Consider the following 16,614-nt stretch of genomic DNA (forward strand, 5'->3'; position numbering starts at 1 on the left):
TGAGGCGTGGCTAACGTAGGGTTAGTTTTCCCAAGGGTTGTAATCCTTCACGTCCCAGTAGGGTTCTTCTTCAAAATCGTCGGCCTTGGAATCGGCAGCACCACCAATTTCACCTTCTCCTCCCTGAGGCAGAGAGGCCTCGTACATGATAGGATATGCATTGAATGCAACTATTTCAGCCAACGGCTTTTCGTATGTTCTCTTACTTTTCATTTTACTATCACTTTTTTGCCTTTGTGGATATACACACCCTTGACAGGGTTACTAATTCTGCGACCGCTAAGGTCGTAATAAGAGTCGTCGGAAGTTGAAGTCGGATTGTCGTCTGCGCCCACTTCCTCTATGCCCGTTGTTTCGTCGTTGTCGAATAGCAGTGTGAGTTTCGCACCGGCAGGCACATTGATGTTGATGTATGCCTTGTGCACGCCTATGGTAAGTTTGCCCTCATCCTTGAACTGCTGTGCTTGCGTTACGCGGAAGGCCTTGCCTTTGCTTACGTAGAAGTTGGTGTTGCCGCCCTCGTTAGGCGTAATGTCCTTTGCGTTCACCGTCACTGGTTTCAGGATGTTCGTTCCCGAATAGCTCCACTTGTCGTCTTCGCCAATGCGGTAATAGAAGTCGGTTGGCGATGAGCCGCCGATTGCCCTGAGCACTACGCCCGTGTTGGCGGGCACATACAGTCCGTCTGTGGCAGCGCCTTCACCAAGATTGATGCTCTTCATGTGGATAACGCTCTTGCCTACCTTTTCGCCAGAGGTGAAGGCGATGACCTTCGGGCAGTTTTTAGCCACATCCCAGAACATGCGGTTGCCGCCATTGTCTACGTCGCCGAAGTCTACATCGAACTCTCGGCTGAATGTACCGAATTCGTTCGTGATGGAGAAGGCAGAGGTGCCGTCGCCCTTAATGCGGTAGTCTAGTGCCGAGGCATAATCGCCCCACGCCGTCTTGTAGCCGTCCAGTTTCGATTTCTTCACATATATCTTCTGTGTGCATGCGCCCGTACCGGCTGCGCCACGGAAGAACTCGCTGAAAGGTGCACCCAGCGAGAAATAGTTGCGCGAAAGCTTGGTGGCAGGCGTGTTGCCCGTAAATACCACCTGGCTGATGGTTGTGCTTACTGGCTGTATCGTGTTTTTGGCCACGCGTTTGGTCTTTGTTACGAAGGCCATGGCGCCGATGTAGTCTACATCCGCATTCACAACCACTTCTTTCATGTTGGCGTTGGCGTTTTCAAAGGCATAGTCGCCGATAAGCCCCACCTTATAGGTAGTGGTTGTTGCGCCGTCGTTGTAGGTAATGGTCTTGGGCAACACAAACGTCTTCACGTCGGCCGTGGTAGAAAGGAAGTCTACCGTTGTTGTAGAGGTAGGTATGTATTCGTCGGTAGCGGCCGTAGTTCCCTCGGCCTTGACGGTGAACGAAGGCTTAAGCGTAAATTGTTTCCAGAAGGGGTCGGCCTTATACTGTGCCAACAGGTTCTTACGCACATACACCGTGATGTGTTGCTTGGCGTTGTCGGTGGCCACCGTGCCGTCGTCGAAGGCCATGGTGTTGGTTCCTTGGTCTATCTTGGACGAAGGTATCATCTCGTCGCAGAGCAGCGTCATCGTTTTCAATGCGGGGTTCAACCCGAAGGCGCGTTTGCCTATGGTGTTCACCTTAGCTGGGATAACGATGTTGGTGAAGTTTGCATTGCCCTCGTAGAAGGCGAAGTCGCCAATCTTGGTGATTGAGGGTGGCAGCAGCGTAAAGTCGGTGCGTGCTTTGCCCGGAGGGAAGATAAGCAGCTCGCTCTTGTCCTTGCTCAGCAGTATGCCCTGCACGCTTGAATATTTCGGATTGGCGGGATCGACGTCGATGTCCGCCAGCTTTGAGTCGAACTTAAACGCTTCGGGGTGAATATTGGTACAGCCCGCCGGCACGATAACGCGTTCCAGCACGTTGCATCTTCTAAATGCGTCTTTGTCGATAGACTTCACGCCTGTGGGTATCTTGATGCTTTTGATGCCGCTGTTGGCAAAAGCGCCTTTTCCGAAAGAAACTATTGCGCTGTTGTTGGCAAAGGTAACCTTTTCCATAGCGGGCGTGTTGCCGAAAGCGTTGTCATGAATGCGAGCGACAGAAGCTGGGAAGTTAAACTCTTTCAGCTTTTGCTTATCGGCAAAAACACGCGATCCAATAGCTTCCAGTTTGCAGCTACCCAGGAAGTTGAAGTTGGTGAGATTATCACAACCAACGAAAGCCCCTCCCCATATTGCTTTAAGTTCAGAACCATCGGGCACATTCACGGTTTCCAATTTATCACACCCAGCAAAAGCATCACCTAAAATTTTAACCGACTTTGGTAGCGTTACGGTTTTTAGTTCGTGACACCACAGAAACGCTCTAACATATAAGTTTTCGAGTTTCGACGGCTCTTCAAACGTCACGGTGGTTAGCTTTGTGTTCCTGAAAGCCTCAGAACCAATAGTGGTAACTTTTGCAGGAATCGTAATGTTTGTGATTTTAGAATATATAAAAGCCATTTTCCCTATGTAGGTAACAGTGCTTGGAATTGTATATTCCCCTTGCCGTGCCGTAGGGTAAAACAACAATTTTGTTTTGTCTTTATTAAACAACACGCCGTCTGCATCCGAACAATAGTTGGGATTGTCGGGGTCTACCACATATTTTTCAAGGTTAATAAACGTGCCGAAAGCGGCCTCACCAATACGAGTAAGTGTCTTGGGGATTCTGATTTCTTTCAATTTATAGCAAACAGATGAGGCATATTCTCCCACAGAATCAACATTATTGAGGTCTATCGATGTAAGGTAATTGTTCCAAGAAATTGTGAAACCGTAAGGTATAGTTTTAACCTCATCGGGCACTTTGAATGTGGTATTTTTTTTACCAGCAGGATAATATATCAGTTTTGTTTTATCTTTGCTGTACACCACTCCGTCTATGCTGCAATATGTTTGATTACCTGCATCAACCACAATCTCTTCCAATTGTCTAGGACTGTATGCAAATGTAGGCCACCTGCCCATATATAAGTCGACAACCGATGCGGGGACAACCAACTTTTTCAATGTAGGTGTTTCCATAATTGCATCTACATGCACCTTTTTTGTGTTGCTGTTAATGGTAAAGCAATTGCCTTTTGAAGAGAGGTCCTTATTAAAAGGCACGCATATCAACTCTTCGTGCCCCTTGGTGTAAAGCACGCCGTCGTCTGAAATAAACGCGGGGTTACCTGCATCTACAAGAATCTCCTTTAGCTTGTAGCATCTATCCAGCAAAACGTTTGCTCTAGGATGTATAGTGGTTACGCTGGCGGGAAGCCTCAACGAGGTTATGCCCGAATAGGAAAAACAATAGCATGCAAGGGTAGTAATGGTGTTGGGCAATACTACTTCTGTAATGCCCGAATCCCATCTAAAGGGGTCATTATCACCAGCACCGCCAATTTGGGTTACAGTGAAATGGGTGTCTATGCCGTCGAATACCGTTGCGGGGATGATTACCTTGCCCGATACGCCCCTTACATTGTACACGGCCAGTTTGGGACTTGACGTACTGGCATCTATCACACGGTAGGTGATGTGGCCTTGGATGAAGTATTCGCCCTCAACGTAAGCATGGGCCGCCAGGTTTCCAACAATCAACAAAAACAATAGGCAAACGCCTCGAACGGAGCACTGCATAAGGGAACTGCCAGACAGTAGGTGCCGTAGCGGCGTCCCTATGTGGTCTAAAAATCTTTTCATAAGCTTATATATTAATCATTTTGTAAATCTCTTTCTTCTATTGTGAAATCAATATCCTGCTGTACCTCTACAGGTATATCTACATATAAGGTATAGGTTGATGGTAATAACCGTTATTTTTCGTTTCTCGAAAAGTGCGTTTTCTCGCCATGACAATGTTCGAGCAAGCTCGACATTGTTCATTTGGCTTAACGAAAACGTTCTTTTTCGCTTCTCGTTCTCCGAGAATAACGGTATCTTGTCATATCAATGCCCAAGTAGGTTCGGCATTGCGCATTTGGTTTAACGAGAGTGTTCGTGTTTGGAGTGCCCCATGTTGTACTTTGTTCCCATTTTGCTGTCCGCAACATGGCATTGGCCGGCTACCATGCCAAGAAGGGCATGAAAGCCAGGCTCTGCTTTGGCCTCACGAGAGGGGGCGGCTGGTCGCGCGCACGTCCAAAAAGAAATATGTTGTTTTTCGTTCCTCTAAGAGTGCGTTTTCTCGCCATGACAATGTTCGAGCAAGCTCGACATTGTTTATTTGGCTTAACGAAAACGTTCTTTTTCGCTTCTCGAAAAGTGCGTTTTCTCGCCATGACAATGTTCGAGCAAGCTCTACATTGTTTATTTGGCTTAACGAAAACGTTGGTTAAATAAGCTGCGATGTGGCAATAACAGGGCGACGAATTGTTTGGAACAGCTAAATCCTTCGTCCCCTTTGTACACGAGGTGGGCTGCATCCGACCGAAAGATAAGAAATGATTCGTTTTGTCGCCCATCCTCCCTTTACAGAAAAGCATTTCGTTTCTCTGCATCACGCCTTCATCTTTACCTACAAATAAGAAAAGACGTAGTGGGTTAGTATGCGTCTCTAATCTGTTCATTATCCTTCAAATTTCTTTCGGCTATCCTTCTATTTAGCTGATGCGACAAAGGTAAGTATTTCTGCCGAGAAGAGCAAGGATGTGAACTGTTTTTGCGTGTTAAGAAACTGTAACGTCCTAAAAACGAACAGTTTGACAGAAAAGTTGGAAAGAGCTGACAGGCCTGTCGGACTGGTCAGACCAGTCGGACTAGTCAGACCTGTCAGACCTGTCAGACCAGTCCGACCTATCGGCTCTTTTTAGTCTTTCCATGATGTTAGCCGGTGGGCGTTGCGCCTGCAATTCGCGTTTCATAAACTCGAAATAAGGGGCGGCATGCTCAAAAAACTGGTAATAACCCTTGCAAAGGTAGTTAAGGCCAGATTGGTTATAGCGGTCGCGAACAAAACGATTTTTGGGACATTCGCCATGACACGCAAAGCGGAAACGGCACTCTTTACACTGCCGGGGCAAAAGTGCATTCTTCAATTTGGCAAACTCTTTCTGCCGTGGCGAGGTCATCATCTCGTAGATGGTCTTGTCTTTCAGATTGCCAAGCTTATACTCTGGGTACACAAAATGGTCGCAAGCATACACGTCGCCATTAAATTCCATCACGCCCGCATGCCCACATTCGGCCGCCATCGTACATAAACCAGGAGCCACACCCACCCAGTTGGCCAGCGTGGCATCGAACAATTGCACGTAATATTGGCCAACATCGTTGCGCACCCACTCGTCGAAGATGGTGCACAGAAAGTTGCCCCACTGTTCGGGCGTTACCGAAAAGGGGGCCAACTTGCCGCCTTCGTACATGCCAGGGGCGAGCCTCAGCCCGTCGTTGCGCGTAACAATACGCTCCACAATGGGTGTAAACTGGATGTAACGGCACTTTATCTCCTTAAAGAAATGGTAAAAATCCAGTGGATAATCGGCATTGAAATCGTTGACAACAGCCAGTGCGTTCCACTCCACTCCATGCTTATTAAGTAGCCTTATGCCCTGCATCACCTTGTGAAACGAGGGTTTGCCCGATGCCGTCTTGCGGTATTCGTCGTGAAACTCTTGCGGTCCGTCGATGGAAACGCCCACAAGGAAGTTGTTCTCCTTAAAAAAATTGCACCACTCGTCGTTAAGCAACGTGGCGTTGGTTTGTATGCAATTGTCCACCTGCCTACCGCGAGCGTAGGCACGTTGCAACTGCAATGCGCGCTTATAAAAGGATATGGGGCGCATCAATGTTTCGCCGCCATGCCATGTAAAGAGCACTTCGGGCGTGGTTTGCGCCTCCATGTACTCGCGGACGAACTTCTCCAACATCTGGTCGGAGATGATATGGGTGGGGCAATTTGCATATAGCTGCTGCTTTTCGAGATAATAACAATACTCGCAACGAAGGTTGCAAAGCGACCCTGCCGGCTTTAACATGATGTACATCGGGTGGCCGAACGGATTGATTGTTGCCATAGCTAACTTATGGAATTGATGTTTTAGCGTGTTCTGCAAACATCCCATCGTGGCACAATCGCCTTTGAAGGACATCGCAGGAACTTACCTTCAAAGGTAAACAAAATATTTCTGAAAAACACCAAAACAGCCATGCGATGCGGCAATACAACATGAAACATGTGCCAAGCAAAGGAAAGGGCAGGTTAGAAAGGCCTACAACAAAGGCATCTCGGTTGTGCACCGCCAGTTGTTTTGTGTGCCAACAGCCGCATGGAGAAGCCTCTGGCGGGGGCGTTTACAAAGCTCCGCAACCCACTTATGCACAAGGCACAGGCCTATGCGCCACCCATTGCACTGCCCAACAGTTGCAGTCCACACCCCGCCGGTTAACATTCTTTTAGATAAAAATAAGCCAACATCACGCAAGTTTTCATATAATTGCAGTTTAAAAGGCAAACATCAAACAAAAAACAGACGGATTATGAAGCAGTTACATTCATGGCTTGCTGGTGTGGGTGCCGTTGTCGCCGTATTCACATTCGTTGCTTGCCAAAACGACAAGGAAGAGGATATGCAATCGTATCCAACGGCTTTGGTAACAGTGAAACCCAAGGCTTTGGATAACTCGTTCGTGTTGCAGCTCGACGATTCTACGCAACTAATACCCAGCAAAATGAAGACTTCGCCCTATGGGTCTAAGGAAGTGCGGGCCTTGGTGAACTATAACGTGGTGGCAGGTCCTTCGGCTAAAAAAGAAGATGGGCGCGTGGACGAAAGAACGTACGTGAACATTAACTGGTTGGACAGCATCCGCACCAAACCGGTGGCCAAGAACATGGGCGACAACAACGTGAAAACCTACGGCAACGACCCGCTGGAAATTGTGAACGATTGGGTGAGCATTGCCGAAGACGGATACCTTACGCTGAGGTTTAGAACAAGATGGAGCAAAGGCGCTAAGCACATGCTGAACTTGGTGGCAACGCCTACGAAGGACAATCCTTATAAAGTGACGCTCTATCACAACGCATACAACGACCTTTTCGGGCGAATGGGCGACGGGCTTATTGCGTTCCGCTTGGCCGGACTGCCCGATACGGGGAAGAAATATGTGTGGCTAACGGTGGAATGGGAGTCGTTCTCGGGAAAGAAAATGGCGAAATTTAAGTACGCAACACGTAAGGACAACGGCACGCCCAGAGGAAAGATGGCCATTCTTACCGCCCCAGTACAGATTACAAGCGTAAACTAGGGACGTGCGGTTTTTCATCGGAGACAAAGAAAAGATAATCGTTAAGCGATTGCATGGCGGCGACAAATCCGCCATGCAAGACTTCTACACCCTTTACGCAGACTATCTTACCAGCGTGTGCGCCAGGTATGTCGACAACGACGACGACCTAAAAGACGTGCTGCAAGACAGCATGGTGAAGATGCTCACCAGCATCGGCCAGTTCGACTATCGCGGACCTGGCTCGCTGCAAGCCTGGGCAACGCGCATCGTGGTTAACCAATCGCTGTCGTTCATCAAGCGAAAACGCACGGCGGCCATCGTGTCGCTCGACATAGACCTGCCCGACGAACCGGAAAAAGACGACCCACCCATAGACCACATACCGCCCGAAGTTATCCACCAAATGGTGAGAGAACTGCCAACGGGCTATCGAACGGTGTTCAACCTCTACGTTTTCGAAAACAAGAGCCACCAAGAAATAGCCCAACTACTAGGAATAAAGAGAGATAGTTCGGCCTCGCAACTGCATCGCGCAAAGAACATGCTGGCCAAAAAGATAGAACAATATAACAAAACCAACCTTGCACAATGAACGAACAATGGAGAACGAACATGCGAGAGAAACTTGACGGACACCGCCAAGCAGCTCCACTGTTGTCGTGGGACGAGGTGGAACGCCGCGCCGCCGCGGCAGAAAAGTCGGCCAAGGTTGCCGCGTGGGGGCGTCGCGCCATGGCTGCCGCCGCAATGGTGATATTCTTATGCGGTGTGGCCGCTACGCTGCTGCTGCTCAACAATGGGCAAAACGCGCAACAAGTGGCCAACCTTGAACGCCATTATGCACCCCAACACAATACCACGAAACCCGCAGACAATGGCACAAACGCCGTTGCACACAACATCAACGCAGAAAAAGGAACACGCACTGCCAACACCGCCGGCAGCGACAACACGCAATACTACTACGCAAGCGACAATAGGAACATCGTAAACCAAGAAACAAACCTATACGCCGCGGTGCCTGCAAACAACCAACAAAAGGCAAGCCAACCGCAAGCCAACATCGAAACCACGACCGACACCCAACAGTCAATAACAGACTACACCTCCAAAAACAGTACTGACAAGGCCCCACTGGGGCAACAAACCACGAGGACACAGCCCAATAGAACAGAGAGCTTGCCTGCCAAACTTCCACGAAACACGGCAAAGCCCACTAGGGCAGGCGGTGCATGGATGGCCAAGGCATACGTTTCAGGCGGGGCTATGGGCGCAAACAACAGCCAGATGCAACGCCCCATGCTGGCTACGGCGCATACCTATGGCGCACCTTTCGACGAGGAGATACGCAACGGGGAGTATGTGCGGCTTGAGAACACATCGCCAGCTGTGGAAACAAAGGCTCACCACAGGCAACCGCTTAGGGTGGGTGCGGCTGTGCGCTATGCGCTGAACAACCGTTGGAGCATAGATGCAGGCCTAACCTATGCGCGCCACCGGTCGGACATAACGCGTAAGATGGGCAACGTTGTGAACGAAACGCAACAAACGCTGCATTATCTGGGCGTACCGCTGAACGTGAACTATCGCATTGTGGGCAATCGCCGTTTCAACGTGTATGCGGCGGCTGGCGTTACGGGCGAGAAACTGCTGAAAGGCAAGCGCAAAACGGTTACGCAAAACGAGGACATGCCCGACGATGTTCAAACGGAATCCGTTAAGGAGAACCGCGCCCAGTTCTCGGTAAACGCTGCCATCGGCGCCGAATACAAGATAGACGACCGGCTAAGCGTTTTTGCAGAGCCCGGCATAAGCCACTATTTCGACAACGGCAGCGAACTCTCCTCTATATATAAGGAGCGTCCCACAAACTTTAACCTCAATGTGGGCTTGCGTTTCTGCGTAAACAAGTAACCAAGCATAAGGCCCTTGCGGGCTGAACACAAACAAAGGGGCTTGCCAAATGGCTGTTTGCCTACTGAACACGTTGGCCGGATATGCCGTTCGGGACCCCGAAAGAACTGACAAAATAAGGATAAGATAATGTTGTTAATGAAAAAGAAGGCAGTAGGCCATTAGCCACAACCCAACAGGGTTGTGTATGGCAGACCTGTACTTCGGTGGTTTTTTGCAGATACTTTTACTCATTTGAAAGAAAATAGGTATGCTGATTGTTAGGATAACACGCTGCTTGTTAGGAGTAAGGCCGTATTCCACTAGGTTGGGATGCGGCCTTCCGCATTTCGTTTCGGGTTTTCGCAACTGGCCCTCCCATTAAGATACTGAGGCCGTATTGACTTTAAATGTTTCTATAAATTGGCGGAGTTAGTTATCCTTATGATGCCAACATAATATAAACAGTTTCGGGATATACGAAGTGAAAAAAAATCAGCTCACTGGCTCATAAACTCACGAAAGCACAACAACTCCCGAAAGCATCACCCCATCAACTAACAACACATAACACTCCCCTCTCCCTTTGGAGAGGGGTTGGGATTGAGGCTTTATCAACTCATCAACTGGCAAACGCATCATAAGCTCAAAATTCCAAAGCCTTAAATCCTTAAATTTGTTATTTTTATTTTACAATACCGCTCTATTTTTCATGCCGTTCTAGCGAAAATTTAAGCTAAAAAGTGGGTAAATAGGTACTATTTTCAAACATTCATACCACCTTCTTTGTCTATTTTTTGAAAAAGAGCCGTATTTTGCACCATTTAGCCTTCCTAGTTTGGCTGTAGGATCGAAGTTTTTCAAGTCCAATTACTCGCTTTTAACCCTCAAAAACCCACCTGTTAATGGATATTTTGCCCTTTCCAAACATATTTTTAATGGTTAGAAGGGCTTTTAGTGATACCATCACAGTGTATGTTTATGCGTATCACCCTGCACTTTGAAATATTTTTCCCTGCATTTTGCACCATTTTACCTTGCGTTTTGCACCAAAACGCACTGCAATTAGCACCAAAACGAACTGCAATTAGCACCAAAACGCACTGCGTTTAGCGGCATATTGCACTGCATTTTGCTGCAAATGGCACAAAATCTGGCGCGAACGGTAACCGCATTAAATAAAAATTCATTTTGGCGTATTCACATATACCCCCCTTTCGCATCAAAACCAACCTCCGCGAGAATCGATTTTTTGCGACAAGTCGGGCGATTGGTGCACAGAAAGGGCACTCATAATGTTAAAACCTGCACTGAAAAGTTGACAAAAACAGATAAGGCGATGAATAAACGAGTTGACAAGTTAACCAGTTGGCGAGTTGACAATGTTTCAAGTCTACAAGTTAACCAGTTGACGAGTACGCTGGTTCGTGAATTGATGAATTGGAGAGTTGGGGGATATGAATTGGGGAACTTATGAGTTAAGGAGTTGCGAGCCGACTAGGATTATCGTCCACTCCGTACAAGCTGTTTGGTTTAAAGTTACATGGAAACAGGAAACTTCGACAGGTTTCATATCGTAGTTTCAAAAATTCTTCCTATATTTGCAACATGCAAACGTATTGAAGCGATTCACATAATCAGTGATGAAGACAAAAGCAACCAACAACCTTAATTCAGCCCAATTGCTGATTAACAACAAGCAATACACAACAAGTGTACATTGTTCGTATTATGCTGTCTTCCAGAGTATGAAGTATGTGTTGGCAAATACGTCAATAAACCCTATTCCTCTCGCCACCCAAGATTCCCACTTGGGCGAGTCTTCTCACGAGTATGTTCTTTTAGAAATAAAGAATAGGTTGCAAAGCTCACCTCGTAACGAACGGAGATTTGCAGAAACTGTGAGATTTCTGAAAAAAGAACGTGTAGATGCAGATTATAAATCCCGTGAATTTACAGACGAGGAAAGTCTAGATTGCTTGGACAAAGCAAAGAAAATTGTAGCAGACCTCAAAACATATTTTGGTGAATTATGAAAAAAGAGAATATTGAAAAGAAGTTACGCTCTTGGCTTTCAGAAATGACCAAGAAGTATTGTTGGCTTCGCATTAAGTTTGAATTCAGCGAGGTCGAAGGCGTGTATATGGTTTCTTTCTCACCTGCAAGTAAAATAGAACGCTCTGATGATTTCAACAAGGATGCGATGCAATTTGCCGATGACATGGACAACGAATTCGGCCCAGATGCCCCACTCTTCACAGAAGAGGAGGAACTCTTTAAATTATCGGAAACTGCGGAAACAATGGTTGGCCACATCTCTACGACAACCATTGCTGTCGGTCCGGTAAAAGTTCATAACGACAACTCGTGGACCTCTCCTATTGCACCGCAGGTATATGTTGAGGTGAAGAAGAATTTCCGTCCCTCAGCCTCTTCAAAAGAAATTAATTACGCATCAGCCGCATAACAATGAAACAAATTCCATTTCGTATTGTAGGTTTGCAGGTTGAATCGTTTGTCCTTAACGACAATCAGCTCCGAGAGAAGAAGGCCGTTGCAGTGAACACCAGCTACGAGTTTGGTGTAAATGCCACCAATCATCTTGTTATGGTACGCATTGTTTACAAATATTTTCAAGACGAGGCAGAGTTACTTCAGCTGGCTCTCGTTAGCACATTCGACGTTAAGCAAGAAGATTTCGACGAGATGCTGATTGACAATAAATTTACGTTAGATCCATTTCTCAGTCAATATCTGTCTACCATTAATGTAGGAGCCGCACGTGGGGAAATACATGCCCGGTGCGAAGTTGCCAAATCAAAACTTGCTGAATTTATTCTTCCACCGATAAACTTAGTGGAGGCTTTACCTAATCCCATTGAAATAGAAGTCTAGGCGCGTTATAGAAAGTGGAAATCTGCTTACTGCAAGGTCTAGGGGGAGTGGCTACCTATGGGTATGTCTTAGTAAACCAACACGACAAGTAAGCCTATGTTGGTTGATGTACGTATTGAAAAAAGGCCATCGGCATTGCTGCCGATGGCCTTTAATCATATTCTCGCCTTGAAAGGCGGAGATGGGGCGGCGATGTTCGCGCGCTTACTCTTGCGTTGCCGTTTCTTTATCAGAATAGTCGATAACGTTCTTGCGGTTGGCCTGCATGCGGTCGTACTCTTCTTTTGAGCCGACGATGATGCGTTCCCACTGACGAAGACCCGTTCCGGCAGGTACGAGGTGTCCGCAGATAACGTTTTCTTTCATTCCTTCGAGGCGGTCTACCTTTCCACGGATGGCAGCTTCGTTTAGCACCTTGGTGGTTTCCTGGAACGATGCGGCACTCATGAAACTCTTCGTTTGCAGAGCTGCACGGGTGATACCTTGCAATATCTGCGTTGAAGTGGCAGGCACAGCATCGCGAACTTGCACGGGACGGAGGTCGCGACGCTTGAGCGAAGAGTTCTCGTCGCGCAGACGGCGAGCCGTAACGATTTGACCGGCGCGCATGGTTTCGCTGTCGCCAGCATCGGTTACCACCTTCTTGCCCCAGATGCGGTCGTTCTCTTCCGAGAAGTCGAGCTTGTCTACCAACTCTTGCTCGAGGAAAGTGGTATCGCCCGGGTCGTTGATTTGCACCTTGCGCATCATCTGGCGCACGATAATCTCGAAGTGCTTGTCGTTGATTTTCACACCTTGCAGGCGGTAAACGTCTTGCACCTCGTTAACGATATACTCTTGCACAGCCGTGGGACCCTTGATGGCCAGAATGTCGTTGGGCGTTATCACACCATCAGAAAGCGGCGTACCAGCGCGAACGGCATCGTGTTCTTGCACCAAGATTTGCTTGGAAAGGCTGACGAGATACTTCTTTTGGTCGCCCGTTTTCGAAGTGACAACGATTTCGCGATTACCACGCTTTACCTTACCCATAGTAACCTCGCCATCGATTTCGGACACAACGGCAGGGTTGGAGGGGTTGCGTGCCTCGAAGAGTTCGGTAACACGGGGCAGACCACCCGTGATGTCGCCTGCACCACCCACGGCACGGGGAATCTTTACGAGGGTTGTACCCGTCTTTATCTTCGCGCCATCTTCAACCACCACGTGGCCACCCACGGGGAAGTTGTACGTGCCCAACACTTCGCCATTAGCCGCCACGATGTCGCAAGTGGGCACCTTCGAACGGTCTTTGGCATCGGTGATAATCTTTTCGGTAAGTCCTGTGGTCTCATCAGTTTCTGCACGGAAGGTAACACCTTCCACCACATCGTGGAACTTCAACGTACCAGCATATTCGGAAACGATAACGGCATTGAAGGGGTCCCATCTGGCAATGAGCGTACCTTTCTTAACCACGTCGCCGTGCTTGTTGTAGAGCGATGCACCGTAAGGAACGTTAAGCGTAGAGAGGACGATAGAGGTGTTGGGGTCGACGAAACGGATTTCGGCCAAACGGCTAACCACCATCTCACAGTTGCGTTCGCCGTCTTCGCCATCTTCTACGAAAGGCACGGTGCGCAACTCGTCGAACTCGATACGCGAGTCGTTCTTTGCCACGATAGAGGCGTTGGCGGCTGCGTTACCAGCCACACCACCCGCGTGGAACGTACGAAGTGTAAGCTGCGTACCTGGCTCGCCGATGGCTTGGGCAGCGATAACGCCCACAGCCTCGCCCATTTGTACCATTCGGCTTGTGGCCAAGTTGCGGCCGTAGCACTTCATGCAGACGCCATGCTTGCTTTCGCAAGTTAGTACCGAGCGTATTTCAACACTCTCGATGGGCGAATCGTTGATGATGCGCGCAATGGGTTCGGTAATTTCTTCGCCAGCCGAGATGATCAGTTCGCCCGTTGTGGGATGGATGATGTCGTGTACAGAAACGCGACCGAGGATGCGCTCGTAAAGCGTAGATATAATCTCGTCGCCGTTTTTAAGGGCGGTGCAAACCAGTCCGCGCAGCGTTCCGCAGTCTTCCTCGTTGATAATCACATCGTGCGACACGTCAACCAAACGGCGTGTGAGGTATCCGGCGTCGGCCGTTTTCATGGCCGTGTCGGCAAGACCCTTACGGGCACCGTGCGAAGAAATGAAGTATTCCAACACCGACATACCCTCTTTGAAGTTAGAGAGGATGGGGTTTTCGATAATCTGTTGTCCTTCGGCACCTGCCTTTTGCGGCTTGGCCATCAGTCCACGCATACCCGAGAGCTGCTTAATCTGGTCTTTCGAACCACGGGCACCCGAGTCGAGCATCATGAACACGGCGTTAAAGCCTTGGTCGGCCTCGGTCATCTCTTTCATCAGCACATTACCCAAGTCGTTGTTTACGTGTGTCCACGTGTCGATTACCTGGTTATAGCGTTCGGTATCGGTAATGAAACCCATGTTGTAGTTCTCGGTAATTTGGCGTACTTCCTCGTGACCGCGCTCAACAATCTCCTCTTTCTCTTTAGGAATGATGATGTCGTCGAGGTTGAACGAAAGTCCGGCAACGTATGCCATGCGGTAACCCAAGTTCTTGATACCATCGAGAAATTCGCAAGCGCGAGCCATACCCACACTCTTAATAACGTCGGCGATGATGCCACGCAGGGTTTTCTTCGAGATAATTTCGTTGAAATAGCCCACCTCGTCGGGGATAATGCCGTTTACGATAACGCGACCCACAGAGGTTTCTACCATGCGGGGTTGCAGTTTACCGTCAACGAGGTCGGTTACAACTACCTTAACGGGCGCGTGCAAGTCGCAGCGGCCTTCGTTATGGGCGATGATAGCCTCTTCGGGTCCGTAAAAAGTAAGTCCCGAACCCTTTGCACCTGGGCGTATCTTGGTGATGTAATATAGTCCAAGCACCATGTCTTGCGAAGGCACAGTGATAGGCGCACCGTTGGCAGGGTTAAGGATGTTGTGGCTTTGCAGCATCAACACTTGTGCCTCGAGAATGGCCTCGTTGCTCAATGGCAGGTGAACGGCCATTTGGTCGCCGTCGAAGTCGGCGTTGAACGCAGTACAAGCCAAGGGGTGCAGCTGAATGGCCTTACCCTCGATAAGCTTGGGTTGGAAGGCCTGAATACCCAAACGGTGGAGCGTAGGCGCACGGTTGAGCAGCACGGGGTGGCCTTTCATCACGTTTTCTAGGATGTCCCAGATAACGGGTTCGCGGCGGTCTACAATCTTCTTGGCACTCTTTACCGTCTTAACGATGCCGCGCTCGATGAGCTTGCGGATGATGAACGGCTTGTAAAGTTCGGCAGCCATGAGTTTGGGCAGACCGCATTCGCCCATCTTCAATTCGGGACCGACAACGATAACCGAACGTGCTGAATAGTCTACACGCTTACCCAAAAGGTTTTGGCGGAAACGTCCAGCCTTACCTTTGAGCGAATCGGAAAGCGATTTGAGCGGTCTGTTGCTTTCGCTTTTCACGGCCGAACTCTTACGCGAGTTGTCGAAAAGGCTGTCTACGGCCTCTTGCAACATACGTTTCTCGTTGCGGAGGATAACCTCGGGAGCCTTAATCTCAACCAAACGTTTCAGGCGGTTGTTACGAATGATAACGCGGCGATAGAGGTCGTTGAGGTCGGAGGTGGCAAAACGGCCACCATCCAGCGGCACGAGCGGGCGCAATTCGGGCGGGATAACGGGGATAATCTTGAGAATCATCCACTCTGGGCGATTGATTTCGGTGCTAGAACGGAAAGCTTCTACCACCTGCAAGCGTTTCAGAGCCTCTGTCTTACGTTGTTGGCTGGAGTCGTTATTGGCGCGGTCGCGCAGTTCGTAAGACAATGCATCGAGGTCAAGGCCTGCCAAGAGGTCGTACACGGCCTCGGCACCCATCTTAGCGATGAACTTGTTGGGGTCGGAATCGTCGAGGAACTCGTTGTTGGGGTCTACCTGCGTTTCGAGAATGTTGAGGTACTCGTCTTCTGAAAGCAAGTCCATTTGGTGTGAGCCGTTAAGGTCTTCGCCTTCGCTATCCTTGCGGCCTTCTAGCACACCAGGCTTGATAACGATGTACTTTTCGTAGTACACCACGGTATCGAGTTTCTTCGTGGGCAAGCCCAAGAGGTAGCCAATTTTGTTGGGAAGTGAACGGAAGTACCAGATATGAGCCACGGGTACCACGAGTTCGATATGTCCCGAACGTTCGCGGCGCACCTTTTTCTCGGTTACTTCAACGCCGCAACGGTCGCAAACGATGCCCTTATAGCGTATGCGTTTGTACTTTCCGCAGGCACATTCGTAATCCTTTGTAGGACCGAAGATGCGTTCGCAGAAAAGACCATCGCGCTCGGGCTTGTATGTACGGTAGTTAATGGTTTCGGGTTTGGTAACCTCACCATACGAATTTTCCAAGATTTCTTCGGGCGAAGCCAATCCGATGGTAATCTTCGTGAAATTGTTCTTTACCTTTGTATCTTTCTTAAAAGCCATTTTA

Annotated in this window: 10 protein-coding genes; 6 read left to right on the forward strand and 4 right to left on the reverse strand. The window is 48.9% G+C overall.

Features of this window, described 5'->3' with window-relative positions; genetic code table 11:
- Window positions 1-21 precede the first annotated feature (21 nt).
- From HMPREF0670_RS10920 to HMPREF0670_RS10935, 3 genes are all read right to left on the reverse strand, one after another.
- Complete coding sequence (locus tag HMPREF0670_RS10920; RefSeq protein ID WP_009231208.1) at window positions 22-213, reverse strand: hypothetical protein; 192 nt, start codon at window positions 211-213, stop codon at window positions 22-24.
- Complete coding sequence (locus tag HMPREF0670_RS10925; RefSeq protein WP_009231209.1) at window positions 210-3,755, reverse strand: leucine-rich repeat domain-containing protein; 3,546 nt, start codon at window positions 3,753-3,755, stop codon at window positions 210-212. Before HMPREF0670_RS10925 ends, HMPREF0670_RS10920 begins: the two co-directional genes overlap by 4 nt.
- Before the next feature lie 1,055 nt (window positions 3,756-4,810).
- Window positions 4,811-6,067 (reverse strand): anaerobic sulfatase-maturation protein, encoded by a 1,257-nt coding sequence (locus tag HMPREF0670_RS10935; protein WP_009231210.1) that lies wholly within the window; start codon window positions 6,065-6,067, stop codon window positions 4,811-4,813.
- Window positions 6,068-6,530: 463 nt separating this feature from the next.
- Here HMPREF0670_RS10935 and HMPREF0670_RS10945 point away from each other — a divergent pair, with 463 nt between their 5' ends.
- From HMPREF0670_RS10945 to HMPREF0670_RS10970, 6 genes are all read left to right on the forward strand, one after another.
- Window positions 6,531-7,301 carry a NigD-like protein gene (locus HMPREF0670_RS10945; RefSeq protein ID WP_044078162.1) on the forward strand — a complete coding sequence of 257 codons (771 nt, stop codon included), beginning with the start codon at window positions 6,531-6,533 and terminating at the stop codon, window positions 7,299-7,301.
- A gap of 4 nt (window positions 7,302-7,305) precedes the next feature.
- On the forward strand, window positions 7,306-7,875 hold the full coding sequence (locus tag HMPREF0670_RS10950; protein ID WP_009231213.1) for an RNA polymerase sigma factor: 570 nt from the start codon (window positions 7,306-7,308) through the stop codon (window positions 7,873-7,875).
- Entirely contained in the window at window positions 7,872-9,197 is a 1,326-nt protein-coding gene (locus tag HMPREF0670_RS10955; RefSeq protein ID WP_044078163.1) for a porin family protein, read from the forward strand. Before HMPREF0670_RS10950 ends, HMPREF0670_RS10955 begins: the two co-directional genes overlap by 4 nt.
- A gap of 1,622 nt (window positions 9,198-10,819) precedes the next feature.
- A complete protein-coding gene (locus tag HMPREF0670_RS10960; RefSeq protein ID WP_232213909.1) occupies window positions 10,820-11,212 on the forward strand; it encodes a HEPN domain-containing protein in 393 nt (130 codons plus the stop codon).
- Window positions 11,209-11,643, forward strand: a complete 435-nt coding sequence (locus HMPREF0670_RS10965; RefSeq protein ID WP_009231216.1) for a hypothetical protein — start codon at window positions 11,209-11,211, stop codon at window positions 11,641-11,643. Before HMPREF0670_RS10960 ends, HMPREF0670_RS10965 begins: the two co-directional genes overlap by 4 nt.
- A 2-nt stretch (window positions 11,644-11,645) precedes the next feature.
- Window positions 11,646-12,071 (forward strand): hypothetical protein, encoded by a 426-nt coding sequence (locus tag HMPREF0670_RS10970; protein WP_009231217.1) that lies wholly within the window; start codon window positions 11,646-11,648, stop codon window positions 12,069-12,071.
- A 204-nt stretch (window positions 12,072-12,275) separates the two neighbouring features.
- Here the strand turns inward: HMPREF0670_RS10970 and rpoC are convergent, their stop codons facing one another.
- The gene (rpoC, locus tag HMPREF0670_RS10975) at window positions 12,276-16,610 is read right to left on the reverse strand and encodes a DNA-directed RNA polymerase subunit beta' (RefSeq protein ID WP_009231218.1); all 4,335 of its coding nucleotides are present in this window, start codon (window positions 16,608-16,610) and stop codon (window positions 12,276-12,278) included.
- Window positions 16,611-16,614: the final 4 nt, after the last annotated feature.

The organism is Prevotella sp. oral taxon 317 str. F0108 (genome assembly GCF_000162415.1).
Taxonomy (GTDB): Bacteria; Bacteroidota; Bacteroidia; order Bacteroidales; family Bacteroidaceae; genus Prevotella; species Prevotella conceptionensis.